The organism is Limosilactobacillus coleohominis (genome assembly GCF_016901675.1).
Taxonomy (GTDB): domain Bacteria; phylum Bacillota; class Bacilli; order Lactobacillales; family Lactobacillaceae; genus Limosilactobacillus; species Limosilactobacillus intestinavium.
The window spans coordinates 1-19,211 of the sequence record NZ_JACJKU010000029.1 but is presented as its reverse complement, the minus strand read 5'-3'; the positions used below and the strand labels follow the sequence as shown (position 1 = coordinate 19,211).

19 protein-coding genes are annotated in these 19,211 nt (G+C 41.5%); 1 reads left to right on the top strand and 18 read right to left on the bottom strand.

What is annotated here, in order from left to right; all coding sequences use genetic code 11:
* Positions 1-117: 117 nt before the first annotated feature.
* The 11 genes from H5975_RS04115 to pyrR form a co-directional block, all read right to left on the bottom strand.
* Positions 118-531 carry an OsmC family protein gene (locus tag H5975_RS04115; protein WP_204784986.1) on the bottom strand — a complete coding sequence of 138 codons (414 nt, stop codon included), beginning with the start codon at positions 529-531 and terminating at the stop codon, positions 118-120.
* A 13-nt stretch (positions 532-544) separates the two neighbouring features.
* Complete coding sequence (locus H5975_RS04110) at positions 545-1,909, bottom strand: RsmF rRNA methyltransferase first C-terminal domain-containing protein (RefSeq protein ID WP_204784985.1); 1,365 nt, start codon at positions 1,907-1,909, stop codon at positions 545-547.
* 34 nt (positions 1,910-1,943) lie between these two features.
* Positions 1,944-2,360 (bottom strand): DNA/RNA non-specific endonuclease, encoded by a 417-nt coding sequence (locus H5975_RS08950; protein WP_204784984.1) that lies wholly within the window; start codon positions 2,358-2,360, stop codon positions 1,944-1,946.
* Positions 2,320-2,652 carry a DNA/RNA non-specific endonuclease gene (locus H5975_RS08945; RefSeq protein WP_204784983.1) on the bottom strand — a complete coding sequence of 111 codons (333 nt, stop codon included), beginning with the start codon at positions 2,650-2,652 and terminating at the stop codon, positions 2,320-2,322. Before H5975_RS08945 ends, H5975_RS08950 begins: the two co-directional genes overlap by 41 nt.
* Positions 2,653-2,667: 15 nt before the next feature.
* Positions 2,668-2,871 carry a hypothetical protein gene (locus H5975_RS04095; protein WP_204784982.1) on the bottom strand — a complete coding sequence of 68 codons (204 nt, stop codon included), beginning with the start codon at positions 2,869-2,871 and terminating at the stop codon, positions 2,668-2,670.
* 242 nt (positions 2,872-3,113) lie between these two features.
* Positions 3,114-4,040, bottom strand: coding sequence for a dihydroorotate dehydrogenase (locus H5975_RS04090; protein WP_204784981.1), 927 nt, complete (start codon positions 4,038-4,040; stop codon positions 3,114-3,116).
* 13 nt (positions 4,041-4,053) lie between these two features.
* Positions 4,054-7,230 (bottom strand): carbamoyl-phosphate synthase large subunit, encoded by a 3,177-nt coding sequence (gene carB / locus H5975_RS04085; RefSeq protein WP_204784980.1) that lies wholly within the window; start codon positions 7,228-7,230, stop codon positions 4,054-4,056.
* Positions 7,231-7,232: 2 nt separating this feature from the next.
* Complete coding sequence (locus tag H5975_RS04080) at positions 7,233-8,312, bottom strand: carbamoyl phosphate synthase small subunit (protein ID WP_204784979.1); 1,080 nt, start codon at positions 8,310-8,312, stop codon at positions 7,233-7,235.
* A gap of 1 nt (position 8,313) precedes the next feature.
* Positions 8,314-9,600, bottom strand: a complete 1,287-nt coding sequence (locus H5975_RS04075; protein ID WP_204784978.1) for a dihydroorotase — start codon at positions 9,598-9,600, stop codon at positions 8,314-8,316.
* Entirely contained in the window at positions 9,600-10,553 is a 954-nt protein-coding gene (locus H5975_RS04070) for an aspartate carbamoyltransferase catalytic subunit (protein ID WP_204784977.1), read from the bottom strand. The genes H5975_RS04075 and H5975_RS04070 overlap by 1 nt, the downstream gene beginning before the upstream one ends.
* A gap of 118 nt (positions 10,554-10,671) precedes the next feature.
* Complete coding sequence (gene pyrR / locus H5975_RS04065) at positions 10,672-11,196, bottom strand: bifunctional pyr operon transcriptional regulator/uracil phosphoribosyltransferase PyrR (RefSeq protein ID WP_178660390.1); 525 nt, start codon at positions 11,194-11,196, stop codon at positions 10,672-10,674.
* A 253-nt stretch (positions 11,197-11,449) separates the two neighbouring features.
* Here pyrR and H5975_RS04060 point away from each other — a divergent pair, with 253 nt between their 5' ends.
* Complete coding sequence (locus H5975_RS04060; RefSeq protein WP_204784976.1) at positions 11,450-14,113, top strand: HAD-IC family P-type ATPase; 2,664 nt, start codon at positions 11,450-11,452, stop codon at positions 14,111-14,113.
* Between the two features lie 116 nt (positions 14,114-14,229).
* On the opposite strand, the gene rplS is transcribed toward H5975_RS04060, so the two are convergent.
* From rplS to H5975_RS04025, 7 genes are all read right to left on the bottom strand, one after another.
* Entirely contained in the window at positions 14,230-14,592 is a 363-nt protein-coding gene (gene rplS, locus H5975_RS04055; RefSeq protein ID WP_178660392.1) for a 50S ribosomal protein L19, read from the bottom strand.
* A gap of 127 nt (positions 14,593-14,719) precedes the next feature.
* Positions 14,720-16,156, bottom strand: a complete 1,437-nt coding sequence (locus tag H5975_RS04050; protein WP_204784975.1) for an APC family permease — start codon at positions 16,154-16,156, stop codon at positions 14,720-14,722.
* Positions 16,146-16,904 carry a tRNA (guanosine(37)-N1)-methyltransferase TrmD gene (trmD, locus tag H5975_RS04045; protein ID WP_204784974.1) on the bottom strand — a complete coding sequence of 253 codons (759 nt, stop codon included), beginning with the start codon at positions 16,902-16,904 and terminating at the stop codon, positions 16,146-16,148. The genes H5975_RS04050 and trmD overlap by 11 nt, the downstream gene beginning before the upstream one ends.
* On the bottom strand, positions 16,904-17,410 hold the full coding sequence (gene rimM, locus H5975_RS04040; protein WP_178660398.1) for a ribosome maturation factor RimM: 507 nt from the start codon (positions 17,408-17,410) through the stop codon (positions 16,904-16,906). Before rimM ends, trmD begins: the two co-directional genes overlap by 1 nt.
* 64 nt (positions 17,411-17,474) lie before the next feature.
* Positions 17,475-17,735 (bottom strand): KH domain-containing protein, encoded by a 261-nt coding sequence (locus tag H5975_RS04035; protein ID WP_204784973.1) that lies wholly within the window; start codon positions 17,733-17,735, stop codon positions 17,475-17,477.
* A 20-nt stretch (positions 17,736-17,755) separates the two neighbouring features.
* Positions 17,756-18,031 carry a 30S ribosomal protein S16 gene (gene rpsP, locus H5975_RS04030; RefSeq protein ID WP_178660402.1) on the bottom strand — a complete coding sequence of 92 codons (276 nt, stop codon included), beginning with the start codon at positions 18,029-18,031 and terminating at the stop codon, positions 17,756-17,758.
* Positions 18,032-18,117: 86 nt separating this feature from the next.
* Positions 18,118-19,211: mucin-binding protein (locus H5975_RS04025; RefSeq protein ID WP_204784972.1), on the bottom strand; the 1,094-nt coding region annotated here is incomplete at its 5' end.

Below are 19,211 nucleotides of genomic sequence, written 5' to 3'. Positions count from 1 at the left end.
CTTAATTGTTTAGGGTAACGACCTTAACTAATGCTTTTTCGCTATACATTAATTATGTGTCTAAATCCCTGCATTAACAATTAAGGAGGTCACTTCATATTATCTCCCTTTTGCTTTCTATTTATTAATGTTAATTGTCATCGTTACACTCTGAGCGACAGTTTGGTAAACCGTCGAAACATGTAACACAAAATCAACAAATTTTTGTTGCTCTTCTGGGCTCATTGAAGATTCAAAATGGAAGTTAATTGTCATCTGATCCACCACTGACTTACCATGTCCTAAATCCTTTGTGGTTGCCTGGGTGGTTAAATAAAAGTGGTGAACATCGTACTGTTTGCTTTTTACCACCATTCCCGCAGACATGGTAATACAAGAATTAACCGCCCCTGTTAAATATTCGACCGGATTAGGGCCAGCATCTGTACCATCCGCTTTAATGTCATCAGAAAAAAAGACATGACCACGTGCCTGGTTTTTCAACCGCCATTCTTCGGCTTGCAAATCAGTTTTTACTTCATATTCACTCATGGTTCATCCTCCTTTAAAATCGTAAACCCTTCGGGAAAAAGTTCTTCACAATCCCGTTTACCACTTTACCAAATCCAGTGGTGTGACCCTCACATACTAGTAAGTACCAACCATTAGGGGTACTTCGTTCAACGTTGAATGTATCACCATGAACATACTTTCTCCACTGCTCTTTGGTAATATCTAAGTGGTTGGTCATCTGTTCTGGTTGTAATGCTAAACCTAGTGCCAGTGCAGGTTCAAACCGATTTTTCTTAAACGTTCCTAAATGTAATCCAGGCGTTTGTACTTTTAAGGAACCCATATCAGGCATTCCATTTGGAACAGCAAAGAGTTGCTCACCAAATTTTACTAAATTATTAAACTCACATTTTGGCAAGTACTTTGTACTCCATTTTTCAAATAATTGCCGCTCATCCTTGGTTAATTGATTATTATTGGTACGACCTTTCTTCTTGTGCTTTTTCTTAACTGGTGTTACAGGCTGTTCTGTTAGTTGTAACTTCGCGATAAAATGCCCCTCACCCTTCATGTGGTGTGGAAAAAGTCGTACCGCTTTCTTCAACTCAGGATTTTGATCCGCCCATTCAGGACGTCCATCATCCATCTCAGGAATTTTTTCAACAGAAAGCATCCGCAAGGCCGGATATTCTTTCAATAACCAGGCAATATTTTGCTCATCTTCTTCTGGTGCAAAAGTACATGTGGAGTAGACTAGCACCCCACCTGCCTTTAACATTTTCAGAGCTGACTGAAGAATTTTTCTCTGCCGATTAGCACACTCAGCAGGATAATTTTCATTCCAGTACTCAATTCCTGCCGGTTCCTTTCTAAACATTCCTTCTCCAGAGCATGGTGCATCCACCAGAATTCGATCAAAGAAAGCTGGAAATTGCTTTTCTAAGGAATCTGGACGTTCGTTGAGAACAACTGTATTTTTGGTCCCCCACCGTTCAAGATTGGAAGCCAAGACTTGCGCTCTCTTTGCAAAAATTTCATTTGCAACTAACAGTCCTTGATCCTTCATTTTAGCAATCAAGTGCGTACTTTTCCCTCCCGGAGCAGCACAAAGGTCTAATACTTTCTCACCCGGTTGTGGATCAACGACTTCACCAACAAACATAGCTGAGGGTTCCTGACTATAGATCCACCCGGTCACATGGTCCAATGATTTTCCATTTACGGATCCATAATATCCAGTCGAAACATACGGCACTCGGCCAGATGATTGTTCAATGGTCGCCTGAGGTTGCCCATTTTTCAGCGGATTGCTCCGAAAACCGCTGGTACTTGGTTCATCAAATGATGCTAGAAAAGCATCCGCTTCGTCACCAAGAAGCCGGCGATATTTATTTTGAAAAGCTACTGGTAGATTCATTATCAATTGTCTCCCGTTTTCATTTTTTCTTATTTTACCATTTTCTTATGTATTGACGCGGATGGCTTGCTATTGGACGTGCATAATTTCCCACAAAAGTAAATTGAGCATTGCTGCTCTTCTGATTATCAGCAGCATTCACTGCATCTAGTGGAACTGGAACTGTCATTTGAGAATTATATGTATATGTTCCATTAGCGTAGTTAATTTGCACCCCGGGTTCAACATTAAATAGAAAAACATTAAAGTTAAGACGCCCATTCGTGGAAATTGCCTGAAGATTAATTCCTCGTGGAACTAATTCATTTCCTCTAAAAATTGGCGTTGCTTGATAAATAACGTGTTCACCCCGCTCAATAGCATGGCGGACTTTGGCTTCGTAGATCGTTTGAACTTCCTGGTTAACAAAGTCAGTCTCCGTAAATAAATTTTGGGGGGTTATCCTGGTCACCAATTTTGCTGGGTTGGTAACGTCCAGTCTGCGGATTAATCCCAGCAGTCAAAGAATACGCAATCAGATGACCACGGTTATAAACTAAATTCCCATCATAATTATCATGCCATCCTGCTGGCTGAGATTGCTGATCAGTCCGCAAAGAAGTGTCTGCATGATTATGTTGTTCTAGAAAGGCAGTATTCCCAAGTGAGGTTCTACCTAGATGGTCTAAATGATTGAAAATTACATAGTTAGACTGCCATGATTTGGGATTCAGTGTTGAACGTCCATGATTAACATAAACCAACACAGCTTCACCCGGTTAATAATTCAGTTGCGCCAAATGTTCACGTTGGTCATCAGTCAAACCGCCAATCACCTTAGCCGATCGGTGATCATTTTGAACAAAGTGATTTTTGAACTGAACCTGTTCATAGTATTTCTGACCTGCCATGAGGCCTTGGCCCAAAACCATTCCAATACAAATTAATAGAAAATATTTAATTGCCGATTGCCATTTGATCATTTCAGCAACTCACTTTCTTGATAATAGTAACCGTAATATTGTAACCAAAATTTTGAATGATCGCCAACTTTAATTGACAACTTATGATTATCATAATCACTTAAGTCAGATTACCAGCTTCAAGCATGAAAAGCATAGTATAACAATAGGGTCTAGCGCTCGACAAAACGAACGTTAGACCCCTCTTTTTGATGTTAGCAGTATATCACTGCTGCTCCATATTCAATTTAGTAATTCTAAAATTATCCACGCACTTCATGACTGAGTGCTGATAATGATGATATACCGAGTTGATCAAGTAACGCTGGTAATTTAGCTGCAATATGCGGACAAGCATTAATGTCCTTGAAGTGAGCAGCTCCAAGCGCAACCGCGTTCGCACCAGCTAAGAAGAATTCAACAACATCTTCTGCTGTGTAAATTCCTCCTTGGCCGATGATTGGCAACTTGGTCGCGTGTGAAACCTGATAAACCATCCGTACGGCTAATGGTTTCACCGCTGTTCCAGAGTATCCACCCATTCCATTGCCCAGTACAGGTTTACGAGTCTTAATATCAATGTGCAACCCCAATACCGTATTAATCAAGCTTAGGCCGTCTGCTCCACCAGCTTCTGCTGCCTTAGCAATTTCAACAATGTCGGTTACGTTTGGAGTTAATTTTACATATACAGGAACATCACCAACAGCATCCTTTACGGCTTTGGTAATAGATTCGACAGCTTTTGCGTCAACTCCAAATGACATTCCACCATGGGAGACATTAGGACAAGAAACGTTCAATTCAAGAGCATTTACTAGCCCACTTTGCGCTAACTTAGTGGCCACTAATGTGTAGTCTTCTTGTGAAGCACCACCAACGCTCCCGAGGATTGGTAATTCGGGATACTTAGCGTGAAGCTTAGGTAGCTTATCGCTCACAACCGCATCAACTCCTGGGTTAGTCAAACCAACAGAGTTCATTACCCCATCTTTTAACATTGCAATTTGCGGTTGAGGATTCCCCGTTGTCGCTTGCGGTGTTGTTGTTTTAATGGCTAAGGCACCTAATTGATTAAAATCAACCTTATCGGCGCCCCACGCATCACCAAAGCCAAACGTACCTGATGCTGGCATTAATGGTGTTTTCATATTTAGTCCAGGAATTTGAACAGCAATTTGATTATTCATAATTTGACTCCTTTTAAAGTGCTTGGGTGGAGAAGGAACGGTTCTCAAGCGCCCGTAACAATGCATCAACAGTATCTAAAGCCGTTAGTAATGGAACATTATGTTCAATGGCAGTTTGTCGAATAATAAACCCGTCTGAATTCTTCTGATAGTCATGACCCATGGTGTTGATTACGATATCGACATTGTTCTTGATTGCATCAAGAATGTTATTGTCAACATCTTCGTGAATCTTATCAACTACTTCAATGTGGAGACCATGCTTCTTCAAGAATTCAGCAGTACCGCTAGTTGCTAGAATTCGATAACCAATTCCAGCAAAGCGTTTGGCTAATGGTAAGATGGCTTGCTTATCATTATCTTCAATCGTTAGTAAGACGTTACCGTTTTCTGGCAGACGCATTTTTGCACCTGCAAAGGCTTTATACAATGCTTTTTCAAACGTCCGATCACTACCCATGACTTCACCGGTAGACTTCATTTCTGGCCCTAAGAAGGCATCAACGTCATCCAGTTTATTGAAGCTGAAGACTGGTGCTTTAACATGAATCGTTGCTGGTTCAGGATAAAGGCCATCTTGATAACCTTGCTTCTTCAAGGAATCACCAAGAATGACACCGGTAGCAACTTGAGCCATTTCAATCCCAGTGATTTTGCTGAGGAATGGAACTGTCCGGCTGGCACGCGGATTGACTTCCAGAACATATGCTTCGTGATTATGAATAATAAATTGAATATTCATGATCCCAATACACTTCAAAGCAATGCATAACTTCTTTGTGGCCTCAACAATTTGATGCTTAATATCATCATCAAAGTTTTGCGGTGGGTAAACCGCCATGGAGTCACCAGAGTGAACACCGGCACGTTCAATGTGTTCCATAATTCCTGGCAATAGAACATCATTGCCATCACAAATGGCGTCAACTTCACATTCACGACCTTCAAGGTACGCATCGATTAAGATTGGGTGATCGCTGGCAATGTTGGCATTATCTTTAAGGTACTGCTCCAGCTCAGCTTCGTTATAAACAATTTCCATTGCCTTACCACCCAGTACATAGCTTGGTCGTACCAAAACTGGATAACCAATCTTTTGGGCAGCATCAATAACTCCTTGGTGAGTAGTGGCTGTCAAACCGACAGGTTGCTTCAAGTTTAAGTCTTTAATGACTTTATCGAATACTCGCCGATCTTCTGCAGCATCCAAGTCTTTAACACTTGTTCCTAAGATTTTGACTCCATGAGCATCTAAACCTGCAGCGAGGTTAATTGCCGTTTGTCCACCAAACTGCACAATTACACCGGCAGGTTGTTCCAAGTCACAAACATTCATTACGTCTTCCAACGTTAGTGGTTCGAAATAGAGCTTATCTGAAATTGAGAAGTCAGTTGAAACAGTTTCCGGGTTTGAGTTCATAACAATTGCTTCGTAACCGTGTCGTTGAATAGCCTTAACACAGTGGACAGTTGCGTAATCAAACTCAACCCCTTGTCCAATCCGGATTGGGCCAGAACCAATTACCAGAATTGATGGCTTCTTGGAACGAATACTTTCATTTTCATGATCATAAGTGCTGTAGAAATATGGTGTTGAGGAGGCAAATTCAGCGGCACATGTGTCAACCATCTTATAAACCGGCACAATGTGATTAGCTAAGCGCAATTTGCGCACATCATCAGTTTCAACATTCCACAGGTTAGCGATGGTCACATCACTAAAGCCATACTTCTTCGCTTCCCGCAAAACTTCAACGTCTTGTGGAGCGTTTTGGATCGTCTTTTCCATCTCAACAATATGATGAACAATGTCTAAGAAGTAATCATTGATCTTAGTTAATTCATGAACATCTTCGATGGAATAGCCACGTCGGAAGGCTTCAGCAATGTAGAATAAGCGGTCATCTTGTGCATGAACCAACTTGTCTTCCAGTTGAATGTCCGTTGCCTGATGTGCTTCTGGAGAGAAAAAGTCCTTCACATCAATTTCTAGAGAACGAACCGCTTTTTGGAAAGCTTCTTCAGCATTTCGTCCAATCGCCATTACTTCACCGGTTGCTTTCATTTGACTGCCTAAAGTCCGGTCGGCACGGGTAAATTTATCAAATGGCCACCGTGGAATCTTGCAGACGACGTAGTCGAGAGCAGGTTCAAATTCAGCGTAGGTAGTTCCGGTAACCGGGTTAGTAATCTCGTCAAGGGTCAAGCCAACGGCAATTTTAGCTGCCATTTTAGCGATTGGATAACCTGTCGCTTTGGAAGCTAAAGCTGAGGAACGGGAAACCCGGGGGTTAACTTCAATGACATCGTAGTGGTAGCTGTTAGGATCAAGGGCCAGTTGAACGTTACAGCCCCCTTCAATCTTCAATGCTCGGATAAGTTTCAATGCACAGTCCCGTAACATTTGGTATTCTCGGTCAGATAATGTTTGATTAGGAGCAAACACAATTGAATCACCGGTGTGGATACCAACTGGATCAAAGTTTTCCATGCAGCAAACTACCATTGCGTCGTCTTTTGCATCCCGCATCACTTCAAATTCAATTTCCTTGTATCCAGCAATTGATTTTTCAATTAAACATTGGGTAGCTGGTGATAGATCTAATCCATTAGCAGCAATCATTTTAAGTTCATCGTCGTTATGACACATTCCGCCACCGGTACCACCCATCGTAAATGCCGGACGTACAATTACCGGATAACCAATTTGGTGAGCAAAATCGAGAGCCTCATCAACTGTTGAAACAGTTTGGGAAGCAGGTACCGGCTCATTCAAATCTTGCATTAATTCCTTAAAGCGTTCCCGGTCTTCCGCACGATCAATTGAATCCAGCTTGGTTCCAAGAAGTTCAATTCCAAGTTCATCTAATAACCCGGTCTTTGATAAAGCAACGGCCAAGTTTAAACCGATTTGACCACCTAAAGTCGGTAAAATGGCATCTGGATATTCTTGACGGATGATTCGTGAAACTGATTCAACTGTTAAGGGTTCGATATAAACATGGTCAGCAATTTCGTTATCGGTCATAATTGTCGCTGGATTGGAATTTACCAGGACTGTTTCATAGCCTTCTTCTTTCAATGCCAGACAAGCTTGCGTACCTGAATAATCAAATTCGGCGGCCTGTCCAATGATGATCGGCCCCGAACCAAAAACCATGATCTTGTGAATGTCTTTACGTTTTGGCATGATTAGTGTTCCTCCTTTTGCTGGTCTACCATGCTAATAAAGTCATCAAATAATGCATCGGCATCATGTGGTCCGGGTGCTGCATCCGGGTGGAATTGTACAGAAAAGGCTGGGTAATGCTTGTGACGCAGTCCTTCCACTGCCCCATCATTAACTTCTTCATGTGTAATCATTAACCGATCCTTATCAATTGAATCCGCATCGACAGCATAACCATGGTTTTGCGATGTAAATGCAATCTTTCCGGTTGCAATGTCACGTACTGGGTGATTAAATCCACGGTGACCAAACTTCATCTTGTATGTTTTCGCACCGTTAGCTAATGCAAAGATCTGGTGACCCATGCAGATCCCAAACAGTGGAAAATGCTTTTCAATTTCAGCTACCATTTTGACAGCATCAGTCATTTCCTCAGGGTCACCTGGACCATTGCTTAGTAGCACACCATCTGGATGCAGGTTTTCAATTTGTTGAGCAGTAGTGGTACATGGAAGCACAATCACGTTGCAATCGCGCTTCGCTAATTCACGTAAAATACTGTGCTTAATCCCAAAATCAACCACAACAATGTTGCGCTTAGTTCCTGGGTTCGGATAAGCAGACTTCGTTGAAACCTTCTTGATGATTCCCTTAGTTGGTTGGGATTTTTTAAGTTTGTCCACAATGGTTTGTAAATTATTAACCTCATCAACAATCGTGCCGCGAAGTGTACCATGCTCACGTAATTTTCGTACTAATTCACGGGTATCAATTCCTTGAATTCCAGGAATCCCGTTTTGTTCTAAAAAGTGCGGTAAAGTATCCTGCATCCGCCAACTGCTTGGACGCCGTGCTAATTGGTAACAAATCACACCCTTTATTTGTGGTTCCAGACTTTCGTAGTCGTCTAGGTTAACACCATAGTTACCAATTAAAGGATTGGTAAACACTAATATCTGATTCGCATATGATTGGTCAGTAATTGATTCTTGGTACCCAGTCATTCCAGTGTTGAAGACCACTTCTCCGATTGTATTTTGATCAGCGCCAAAGGCTTCACCACTGAAGATGCTGCCATCTTCTAAAACTAAATAGCGTTTCATTCTAATCTTCCTTTCGTTGGTAAACTACTTGTCCATCAACTAATGTCATGACGGTGGCACCAAAAACTCGGTCACCTGTAAATGGTGTGTTGATCCCTTTAGATTCATAATCTGCCTCTTGAATCGTTGTTGCGTTATTAAGATCAAAGATGGCAATATCAGCTGGCTTTCCTGGCTCTAAGTGTCCAGCATTATGGAGATTAAAGAGATCTGCAGGTTTGGCAGTCATTAGGTCTAACAATTTCGTTAACGAGATAATCCCGGTTTTAACTAACTTGGTGTACAGTTCACAAAAAGCTGTTTCACTTCCAGTAATTCCATTTGCAGCTTTGGTAAAGTCTGCCGGCTTATCTTCAACAGTGTGCGGAGCATGATCGGTCGCAATCATGTCAACGGTCCCATCCTTTAAACCATCAATCAGTGCCTGGCGATCAGCTTCTGTTCGCAGAGGTGGATTCATTTTGTAATTTGTATCCTTGCCATTAATGTCATTAACTGACAGTAATAAATGGTGTGGTGAGGCTTCACATGTAACGTGAACACCTTGTTGCTTTGCAAACCGTACCATGGCAATGCTTTCTTTAGTTGAAACATGGCAGATGTGATAATGAACACCTGTAGCCTTAGCTAATACCAGGTCACGAGCTACTTGTGATGATTCTGAAACGCTTGGTGCACCAGGTAAACCTAATTCCTTTGAACGATCGCTTTCCGTCATCACTCCACCAAATAGCAGTGAATTATCTTCCACGTGGGCGGCTAGTGGTAATCCAGCTTTGGCCGCTCCTGCCATGGCTTGATACATTGTACCGGCCGTTTGTACTCCGGAGCCGTCATTACTTACCGCAAAAGCACCAGCCTTTTTTACACCGGCAAAATCAACTAATTCGTCCCCTTTTCGACCGGTCGTAATGGTGGCAAATTGTTCAATGTGAACAACACCTTCATTTTGGTTCCGTTTTACCATGTTAGCTACCCGCTCTGGTGTGTCGGGAGCTGGATCCAAGTTAGGCATCGCTCCAACAGTTGTAAAGCCACCATGTGCCGCCGCCTTAGAACCAGTTTTAATCGTTTCTTTTTGTGTTTGTCCTGGATCACGATAATGAACGTGAACGTCCACCAATCCTGGAGTTACCAATTGATTAGTAGCATCAATCACATGGTCATAATTGCCATGAAAAGCACCATGTGCGCCAATTGCACTAATTGTTTGATCAGTAATTAAAACATCTGCTGGAATTAACTGACCATTAGTGTAGACCGTTCCGTTTTGAATTAAGGTTTGCATTATTTAAGACCTCCTAAGTGTCGACCACGTAAAACTGCTTCTAACATTGCCATCCGCATAAAGACACCATTGTGCATCTGACGGAAGAATGCACTCTTTGGGGCTTCAACTAAGTTGCCCGCTAATTCTACGTCATGGTTGATTGGACCTGGGTGCATAATTAAGCAGTCGTCCTTCAAGCGGTCATAACGTGCTTGGTTAATTCCATATTCTTCATGGTACTTTTGGGCATCAAATTGATCTTCATTAGCATCGCCAGCGTGTCGTTCATGTTGTACTCGTAACAACATCATGACATCAACTTGGTCAACCAATTCATCCAGTGGCAAATATTTACCATATTTGTCAAATGCATGATCGTACCAGTATTCTGGACCAGAGAAGTAAACTTCCGCACCCAAGCGGGTTAAAATTTCCATGTTGCTACGGGCAACTCGTGAGTTTGTAATATCACCTACAATTGCAACCTTTAAGCCAGCAAACTTGCCAAAATGTTCATGAATTGTCATCATGTCCAGCAAACTTTGTGATGGGTGTTGACCACTACCATCACCCGCATTAACGATTCCAATATTAAGGTGATGATCGGCAGAAAGGTGGATTAGCGGATTATAATATTCATTTTGTGAATCACGGATTACTGTTAAGTCAACGCCCAAAGCATTCATGACTAGACAGGTATCGTACATTGTTTCACCCTTACTACGTGAACTGTGGGATCCATCAAATGGAATTTCTGTCAAACCAAGCTTCTTTTCAGCCATTGCAAAACTCGTGTGTGTACGGGTAGAGTTTTCAAAAAACATATTAGTAACGTAAACCGGATTTGATAAAGTTGGTACTTGACCGCCCTTTTTAAAATATTCCGCCCGATTAATCAAAGCGTTAATTTGGTCAACTGTTAAGTTTTCAACACTCACAAAATGTGGCAATGACACTAATTCTTCAGTCATAATTATTCTCCTTTATAAAATAAAAACCCGTAAGCAATCTGCTCCGGGTAGGTAATCCACTAGTAGTGTGGATCTGATACCATCCTACCCTCTCTGGAGCATTATTAATGGTGAATTATTATTTAATTAAATCGATGCTGTCATGATCGTCGACTTCTGCTAAATTAACCTTAATTTTTTCTTCACTAGCAGTTGGTATATTTTTACCAATGAAATCAGGACGAATTGGCATTTCACGATGTCCACGATCAACTAAAACAGCAATACTAATCCGTTCAGGGCGCCCTAAATCCATTAATGCATCCATCGCTGCCCGCATTGTTCGCCCAGTGTAGAATACATCGTCAACTAGTACGATGTGCTTATCATCAATATTAGTCAGCACTTGATTTGACAGGTCGTTATGTTGTTCATTAGCAGGGCGATCATCTCTGTAATCTGTAATGTCCACAGCAAAAACGGGAACTTCTGCCCCCTCTAATTTCAACATTTGCTTAGCCATCCGTTTTGCTAAAAATTCGCCACGCGTTTTGATCCCGACTAAAACTAAATCATTAACTCCCTTGTTTTTCTCAATGATTTCGTATGTCAACCGGGTCAAAGAACGCTGAATTGTTAAGTTATCCGCAATTGTTTTTTCCATATGAACCACCTTTCAATTTCCGATGTCCAATAAGAAAACCCCTAGTTACACAGTCCGTGTAAACTAGGGGTTGCGTTTGCTATGCCTATAAATAGACAAGTATTAAACCGCTCCTTACTAGCCTCACGGGACTAACTTAAAGGACATTGATTACTAGAAGAATACAAAATAATTATCATAATGTCAATACTATCCTCAAATTTTACTTATGATAGAATTAACATAAGTAAATAAAAAGGAAAAGGAGATTACATTGAAGGAAAATTATCAATTATCACTGAATGAACTTAAGCAACAATTTGGTTTACATGACTGGACTGATGGTTTAACCAATCAAGAAGCACAACGATTACTTGATAATAATGGTCCCAATGCGATTGAGGTTAAACCCACTCCAAAATGGAAGATTTTCCTCCGCCAATACAATAATATTGTTATCTACATCTTACTGGCAGCTACATTACTGACAATTTTAATCGGCCACTACACCGATGCAATTGTTATCGCAGCTGTAGTTGTCTTAAATTCGCTAATCGGTTATTTCCAAGAGACAAGCGCGGCTAACGCACTCGCTAAAATCAAGGAAATGATGGCGCAGCATGCTACCGTTTACCGTGATGGACAACGGCAAGACATCAACGCAACAGACTTGGTCGTTGGTGATGTAGTCTTCCTAGAAGCAGGAGATAACGTTCCTGCGGATTTAAGAATTGTGTCCGCGGATAACCTTCGTATTGAAGAATCATCACTGACTGGGGAAACCAATTCAGTGATTAAGACATCAGACGACATTACTGATCCTGACGTACCACTGGCAGACCGGGTTAATATGGCTTTTGCTTCCACTTCTGTTACTAGTGGAAGCGGGCTTGGAATAGTAGTGGCCACTGCTGAACAAACTGAGATTGGAAAAATCTCACAAGAAGTTGCCCAAATTAAGGCAAAGAAGACACCACTGACGAAAGAAATCGATCACGTTGGTAAAGTCGTTTCATATATTACGATCGTTGCTTCAGTGATCATTTTTGTCATTGGTTTCTTTCTAAAGATATACTCTCTACCGGCCCTCGCATTAGCTGTTGTAGCAATGTTGGTTGGTGCAATTCCAGAAGGATTACCTGCCATCACTTCTGTCATTTTGGCTTTTGGAATCAGTAAAATGGCCAAACTTTACAACACCATTATCAAATCAATGCCAGCTGTTGAAACCCTGGGTTCTGTGGATGTCATTGCTACAGATAAAACTGGAACACTGACTAAGAACGAGATGAGTGCTACTGAACTGTGGGTTGGCGATCAACACTATGATGTCACCGGGAATGGTTATGCTCCTGTCGGAAAAATTCGTTTAAATGATTCTCAGGCAACATTAACGGATAACTTAAAGCTATTCTTAGAAGCTGGATATCAAGCTAATGACACTAGTCTGATTGAAAAAGACGGAAAATGGCACATTAACGGTGAACCAACTGATGGTGCCTTCCTTACGCTTTATCGCAAAGCCTTAGGAGTTGACTATCAATCTGATTTTGACCCAGTTGATCTGCTTCCTTTCGATTCGGATTACAGGTACATTGCTGAATTAACCTTCAATCAAGCTGATAACCAGCAATACATCTTTGTAAAAGGTTCTCCAGATAAGTTATTTGAGATGGCCCAAAAGGCTGACCCTAATTTTGACTTAGATAAATGGACTAACCGAGTCAATAAGTGGTCAGATGAAGGAAAACGTGTAATTGCGGTTGGTTATCGTAAAGTCCCTGCTAATGAATCGTTAGCAGAAGTGCAGCATGAACACTTATATGCTGGTATTACGTTATTAGGAATTGCAGCTCTGCTTGACGAACCACGCCCTGAAGTAATTGCGGCTCTAAAGACCATGAATACTGCTGGAGTTTCCGTCAAAATGATTACTGGTGATGATCCTAAAACTGCTAGTGCTATTGGTGAACAACTAGGTTTAGCTCCCGGAAAGATTAACGCGATTACGGGTTCACAATGGGATAAACTAAGCGCAGATGCACAGGCTGACGCTGCTGAACAAAATCAAGTGTTTGCTCGAACGACCCCACAGAATAAACTAGAGATTATCAATGCTTTACAGAGCAAAAATAAAATTACCGCAATGGTTGGTGACGGGGTTAACGATGCCCCTGCACTGAAGCAGGCTGATATCGGTGTCGCTATGGGAATTAAGGGTACCGATGTAGCTAAAGATTCTGCAGATATGATCTTAGGCGATGATAACTTTGCAACGATGGCAGCGATCATTAAAGAAGGTCGCCGGATTTACGACAATATTAAACGGAGTATTCTCTTCCTTTTACCAACTTCATTTGCTGAAGGCTTGGTAGTTGCCTTTTCTCTGTTAACAGGTCAACGAGTTCCTCTACAACCATCCCAACTGTTGTGGATTAACTTGATTTCTGCCATTACGATTCAATTTGCATTTGTGTTTGAACCGGCAGCCAAGGATATCATGAAACGCGCACCACGCCCAGTTCATCAACGATTAATGAACCGGCATGATTTAATTCAAATTGGCTATGTTTCCGCATTAATGGCTATCTTTGCATTAATCGGTTACGACTGGTTCATCCGCGGCGGTGCAGATGTGATTAATGCTACTACCATGATGGTTAACACTATTGTCTTTAGTAAGATTTTCTACTTCTTTAGTATCCGAACTAACGATTATGGTATTAAAACGTTAGGTGGTATTAGTAAAAATGCATGGGGAGTCATTGCATTAATGATTGGACTCCAGTTAATCTTAACGTATGTTCCATTCATGCAAACTATTTTCCATGTCGAAGGGTTGAACATTATTGAATGGGTTGCCGTAATGATTTTTGCAATTCTCATTTTCATTCTTGCAGAATTGGATAAATTAATTATGGTTGTGCGCCACAGATAATGTTTCTAATCCATTTATAATCCCCCTAAGCAACCCCCTAAGCAAAAAAAGATCCCCTCACCAAAAATGAGGAGATCTTTTTTATATTGGTAAAGCCTTGATATATAGGCTTGAGACTACTTAACGTCGCGACGCTTTTCAGCGATACGAGTAGCCTTACCAGTACGTTCACGTAAGTAGTACAACTTAGCACGACGTACACGACCATGACGGAGAACATCGATCTTTTCAACACGTGGAGTGTGAAGAGGGAATGTCCGTTCAACACCAACACCGTTACTAATCTTACGAACAGTGTAGGTAGCTGAAATACCTGAACCATGGCGCTTAATAACAACACCTTCAAACATTTGAACACGTTCACGTGAACCTTCAACAATTAAGGCGTGAACACGTACAGTATCACCGGCACGAAAATCAGGAATATCATCCCGAAGTTGACTTGCAGTGATCTTTTCGATCAATTGATTTTGACGCATATCTTTTCTTTCCTTTCGCCGACATTCATTCTTTCCCTTGGGAACAGCGGAACACCGTTTATCTGGCTAAACAGCCATAAACTAATATAACATAATCACCTATTACTCTCAAGGAACAATTCTAAATTTATGGGTGCTTTCTTGAATTTAATTCTGAATGACGGATTCCGTAGCTAAAGTAGACTAACAGCCCAATTGCGAACCAACCCACCATTAATAACTTTGCATCAACATTTAAGTTCCAAAAAATAATCGCTGAGAAAATTGCCGAAATAGCTGGCAAATATGGATAACCAGGCATTTTAAAAGATGCGTCTGGTAAATCCTTACCCTCCCGCTTTCGTAAGGTGTAAATACCTAACGAGACAAATATAAATGCCACCAATGTTCCTGCAGAGACCAGCGTTGCCAAGAACGTAAATGGGAATACCGACCCAAGTACCATAGCTAAAATGGTAATCGTCCATAAGGCATGATTAGGTACTTTCTTATTATTAACGTGCCCTAGAGTTTTAGGTAATAGTCCATCACGACCGAAAGCATAAATTAACCGTGATGATGCCAGTAAAATGGCAATTAACGCAGAGAAAATACCGATAATTGCTACTACTGATAGCAGATTAGCCGTAATGTAGTGGCCCGTATGACGCAATGCCCACGCGGCCGGTTCTGCATTTCCACGGTAGTTAGTATATTTGAACATTCCGACTAAAACCAATGACACGGCAATAAAGAATCCAGTTCCAAGCACTAGCGTCCCGATTAAGCCTCGTGGCATTGTCTTCTGCGGATTCTTAGTCTCAGCAGTATTTGCTGCAATTGCGTCAAAGCCAACGTAGGCAATGAATATCTGTGATGCTCCAGCCATAATACCAGTCCACCCACCGAATGATGTTCCTGGACGGTGTGGTGGAATGAATGGTACATAATTTTGCGGATGGATTGCTGTCGCACCGACTACCACAAAAAGAATGATGACAATGAGCTTAATGGCCACAATCGTATTTTCGATTCGACTAACCTGATGAACACCATGTGAAAGTAGGATTCCAACAAGTAAGATCGCGATTGCTGCTAGTATATCAACATATGAACCCTGCTGAGAATTAAAACCACCAGTTAATGCCTTGGGTAAATGAATACCAAAACTGGCCAAAAAACCTTGCATATACGCTGACCAGCCAGACGCAACGAACGCTACAGAAATAAAATATTCAGCAAGCAGTGCCCAGCCGGCAATCCAACCAAAGAACTCACCAAATAAGACGTTCATCCAGGAGAAAGCAGAACCAGCAAATGGTAGAACAGAAGCCGTTTCTGCATAGGCCAGTGCTGACATTCCAGCACCAATGGCCGCTACAATAAAAGCCAATGGTACTGCCGGACCCGTATGGTCTGCAGCGACGATCCCAGGTAGAGTAAAAATTGCTGTTCCTACAACCATCCCGGTGCCTAATCCAATTAAATCCATGGTAGTCAACGTTGGATCAAGATTCCCATCCTTTAGTTGATAAACTGTCGGATCCTCTTTTTGTAGTAGTCTTTTTAATAGCTTACTCGTCATCGTCACTCTCCTGATCTAATTTAAGATCCTGAAGCATGATTTGCTGTTCACGAGTTAGATTGGCCGATTCTAATAAATCCGGCCGCCGTTCTAATGTCCGGCGTAACGATTCTTTCATCCGCCATTCCTTAATCTTTTGGTGGTTACCACTCGTTAATACTTCTGGAACCTTCATACCACGAAAATCAGCAGGACGAGTATATTGTGGATATTCTAATAATCCATTTGAAAATGAGTCCCCCATTGGTGATGCTTGGTTGCCAAGTACCCCTGGAACGAAGCGGACTGTGGCATCAATCATAACCATTGCAGCTAATTCTCCACCAGTTAAGACATAATCACCAAGGGATGCTTCATCCGTTACTAAATTACGGATCCGCTCATCGTAGCCCTCGTAGTGACCACAAATAAACGTTAGGTGTTCTTCTTGGGATAATTCCTGAGCGTATTTCTGATCAAATTTACGACCAGCAGGGTCCATTAAAATAACGCGTCCCCGTGGATATTTGCCTTCAATTTCCTTATCGATGGCATCCATCGCATCATAGATGGGTTGAGCCTGAAGTAACATTCCTGCTCCGCCACCAAATGGTGCATCATCAACATGATTATGCTTGTCAGTTGTATAATTACGAAAATCAGTGACGTTAATATCTAAAAAGCCGTCTTCCTGAGCACGCCCAATGATTGATTCACCTAAGGTAGCTTGAAACATATCAGGGAATAAGCTTAATATATCAATCCGCATTATTCGAGACCCTCCATCAGCTCAACCGTAACTAGATGTTTATCTAAATCAACATCTTTAATAACATCCTTGATGACTGGTAAAAGCAAATCTTGTTTACCAGAGCGTTCTACTACCCACACGTCATTGGCTCCTGGTGACATAATTTCTTTGATTTTTCCTAGCTCACGTCCATCATCTGTCACAACATCAAGCCCAATTATTTGATGATAGTAGTACTCACCGTCCTCTAAATCTGACTGTTGTTCCTCGGTAACCGATAAATAACAGTCTCGGAAGGTTTGAACATCATTAATATTATCTAATCCTTCAAATTTTACTAATTCCATTCCCTTATGAGGACGTGCTTTCTCAACTGTAACTGGAATGTAGTCATGGTTCTTTTCAATAAATAATTGCTTCCCATTCTGGAAACGATCATCCACAAAATCGGTAATTGGCACTACCCGCACTTCACCACGAATACCGTGTGTATTAACGATTTTGCCCACATGATAGTAGTTCACTCTTTTAAGCCTCCTTTACGAACTTATCAAAAAAGGACTGGGAAGTTGTTCCCAGCCCTTCATTTTAATGGCGGTGATCATTAATGATTAACCGAATTTTCTTATCATTGATACGTTTATCACGAGCCCCTTCGACTACGGTTCGTAATGCACTAGCAACGTGTCCTTGACGACCAATCACACGTCCAACGTCACTTGGTGCAACGTCCAATACATATTCATGGTATCGATTGCTATCACGTTCAGTCACAGTAATGGCGCTGGGCTCTTTTACTAATGGCTTAACTAGTGTCTTGATCAATTTAGAAAAATCAACATTTGTCATGCATCATGACCTCATAACCACTACTTCTTAGCGTACTTTGCTTCGTGGTACTTCTTCATCACACCAGCCTTTTGAAGCATGTTGCGAACAGTATCAGAAGGTTGAGCACCCTTTTGTAACCATTCCATAACGGCGTCTTCATCAAACTTAACTTCCTTTGGAGTGGTAAGTGGGTTGTAAGTACCAAGACTAGTGATGAAACGACCATCACGTGGAGAACGTGAATCAGCAACTACGATACGGTAGAATGGACGCTTCTTAGAACCCATACGCTTTAAACGAATCTTTACGGACATTAATGACACCTCCCTCGGCTTTTTTTCTAACAGGTAATAATATACCAACTTTCAAGAAGAATGTAAAGTATTTTTTCTTGACAGTCTTAATTATTTCTCTTTTTCCGGAAACCTAATCCCAATGTGGTCATAAGAGCGGCCAAGCCAAGCCCAAGAGTACTCTTTTCAGAATCACCAGTTTGCGGTAATTGCTTATCACTTGCTTGTGAAGAAGAGTGGCTTCCAGTACTGGATTGTTGCCCGTTTGAGCCTGGATGATTTTTATCACCATTATTTGGTGTTGGATTATCTGGTGTTGGAATCACGGGATTATTTGGATTATCAGGATTGACATTCATAGTGTAGTAAACATCTACAACAATATTTTGTGAATCTGGATCAACTGACATTGGCCCTACCATCGTCTTATCAGCAGTGTAACCGTCAATAACTGGCGAAGCTACTTCAGCAAATGGATCAACAGTGTTCCATTCACCATAGCTAACCACTTTTCCAGTAACGTTATCCACCGTGTTAGTACGAGTAAATTCACGTTTAGCTGTATAATCCTTGGCTGCTGTTTCACCAGCATGAGGACCATTTTGGTAAATGTAATGAATGGTTTCTGTCCAATTTACCGTGCCATGCTTAAGGTGAACTTCATAAGACTGATCAACACTATCATCGTGATCAAAAACAACATTATTACCATCTGTACTATCTGAAACTAGTTCGTAATTTTGACCCTCGTAGTCCGCAATGGTGGCCTTCGTGTTGTAGCCAGAATCGCTATCGGATCCCCCAGTTAATTCTTTGGTTTGCAGAGTCTTGCCGGTAGTATCGTCGATGTATGTGACAGTGGCTTTTTGACGATCGTCCTTGTAGACAACTGTCTTTTCAATGTTATCTGAACTTGGGGTTACAGTCTGAGCTTCCACGGTCACAATATTAGGAGTATAACCTGCGATTACTGGTGAATCGACTTCTTTGAAGTCATGACTTTCCGGCGTCCAACCATTCCAAGTGATCTTCTTGGTTACTAGATCTTGAGTACCAGTCCGTGTAAATGTCGTATTGGTGGTGTGATCTGGCTTGGCTGTCTTGCCATTTTCGTAAACGTAGTGAATTGTCTCATTCTTAGTAACGTGATCATTAACACTATTTGTATCATGACGTAAATGTACAAAGTAATGCTGATCAA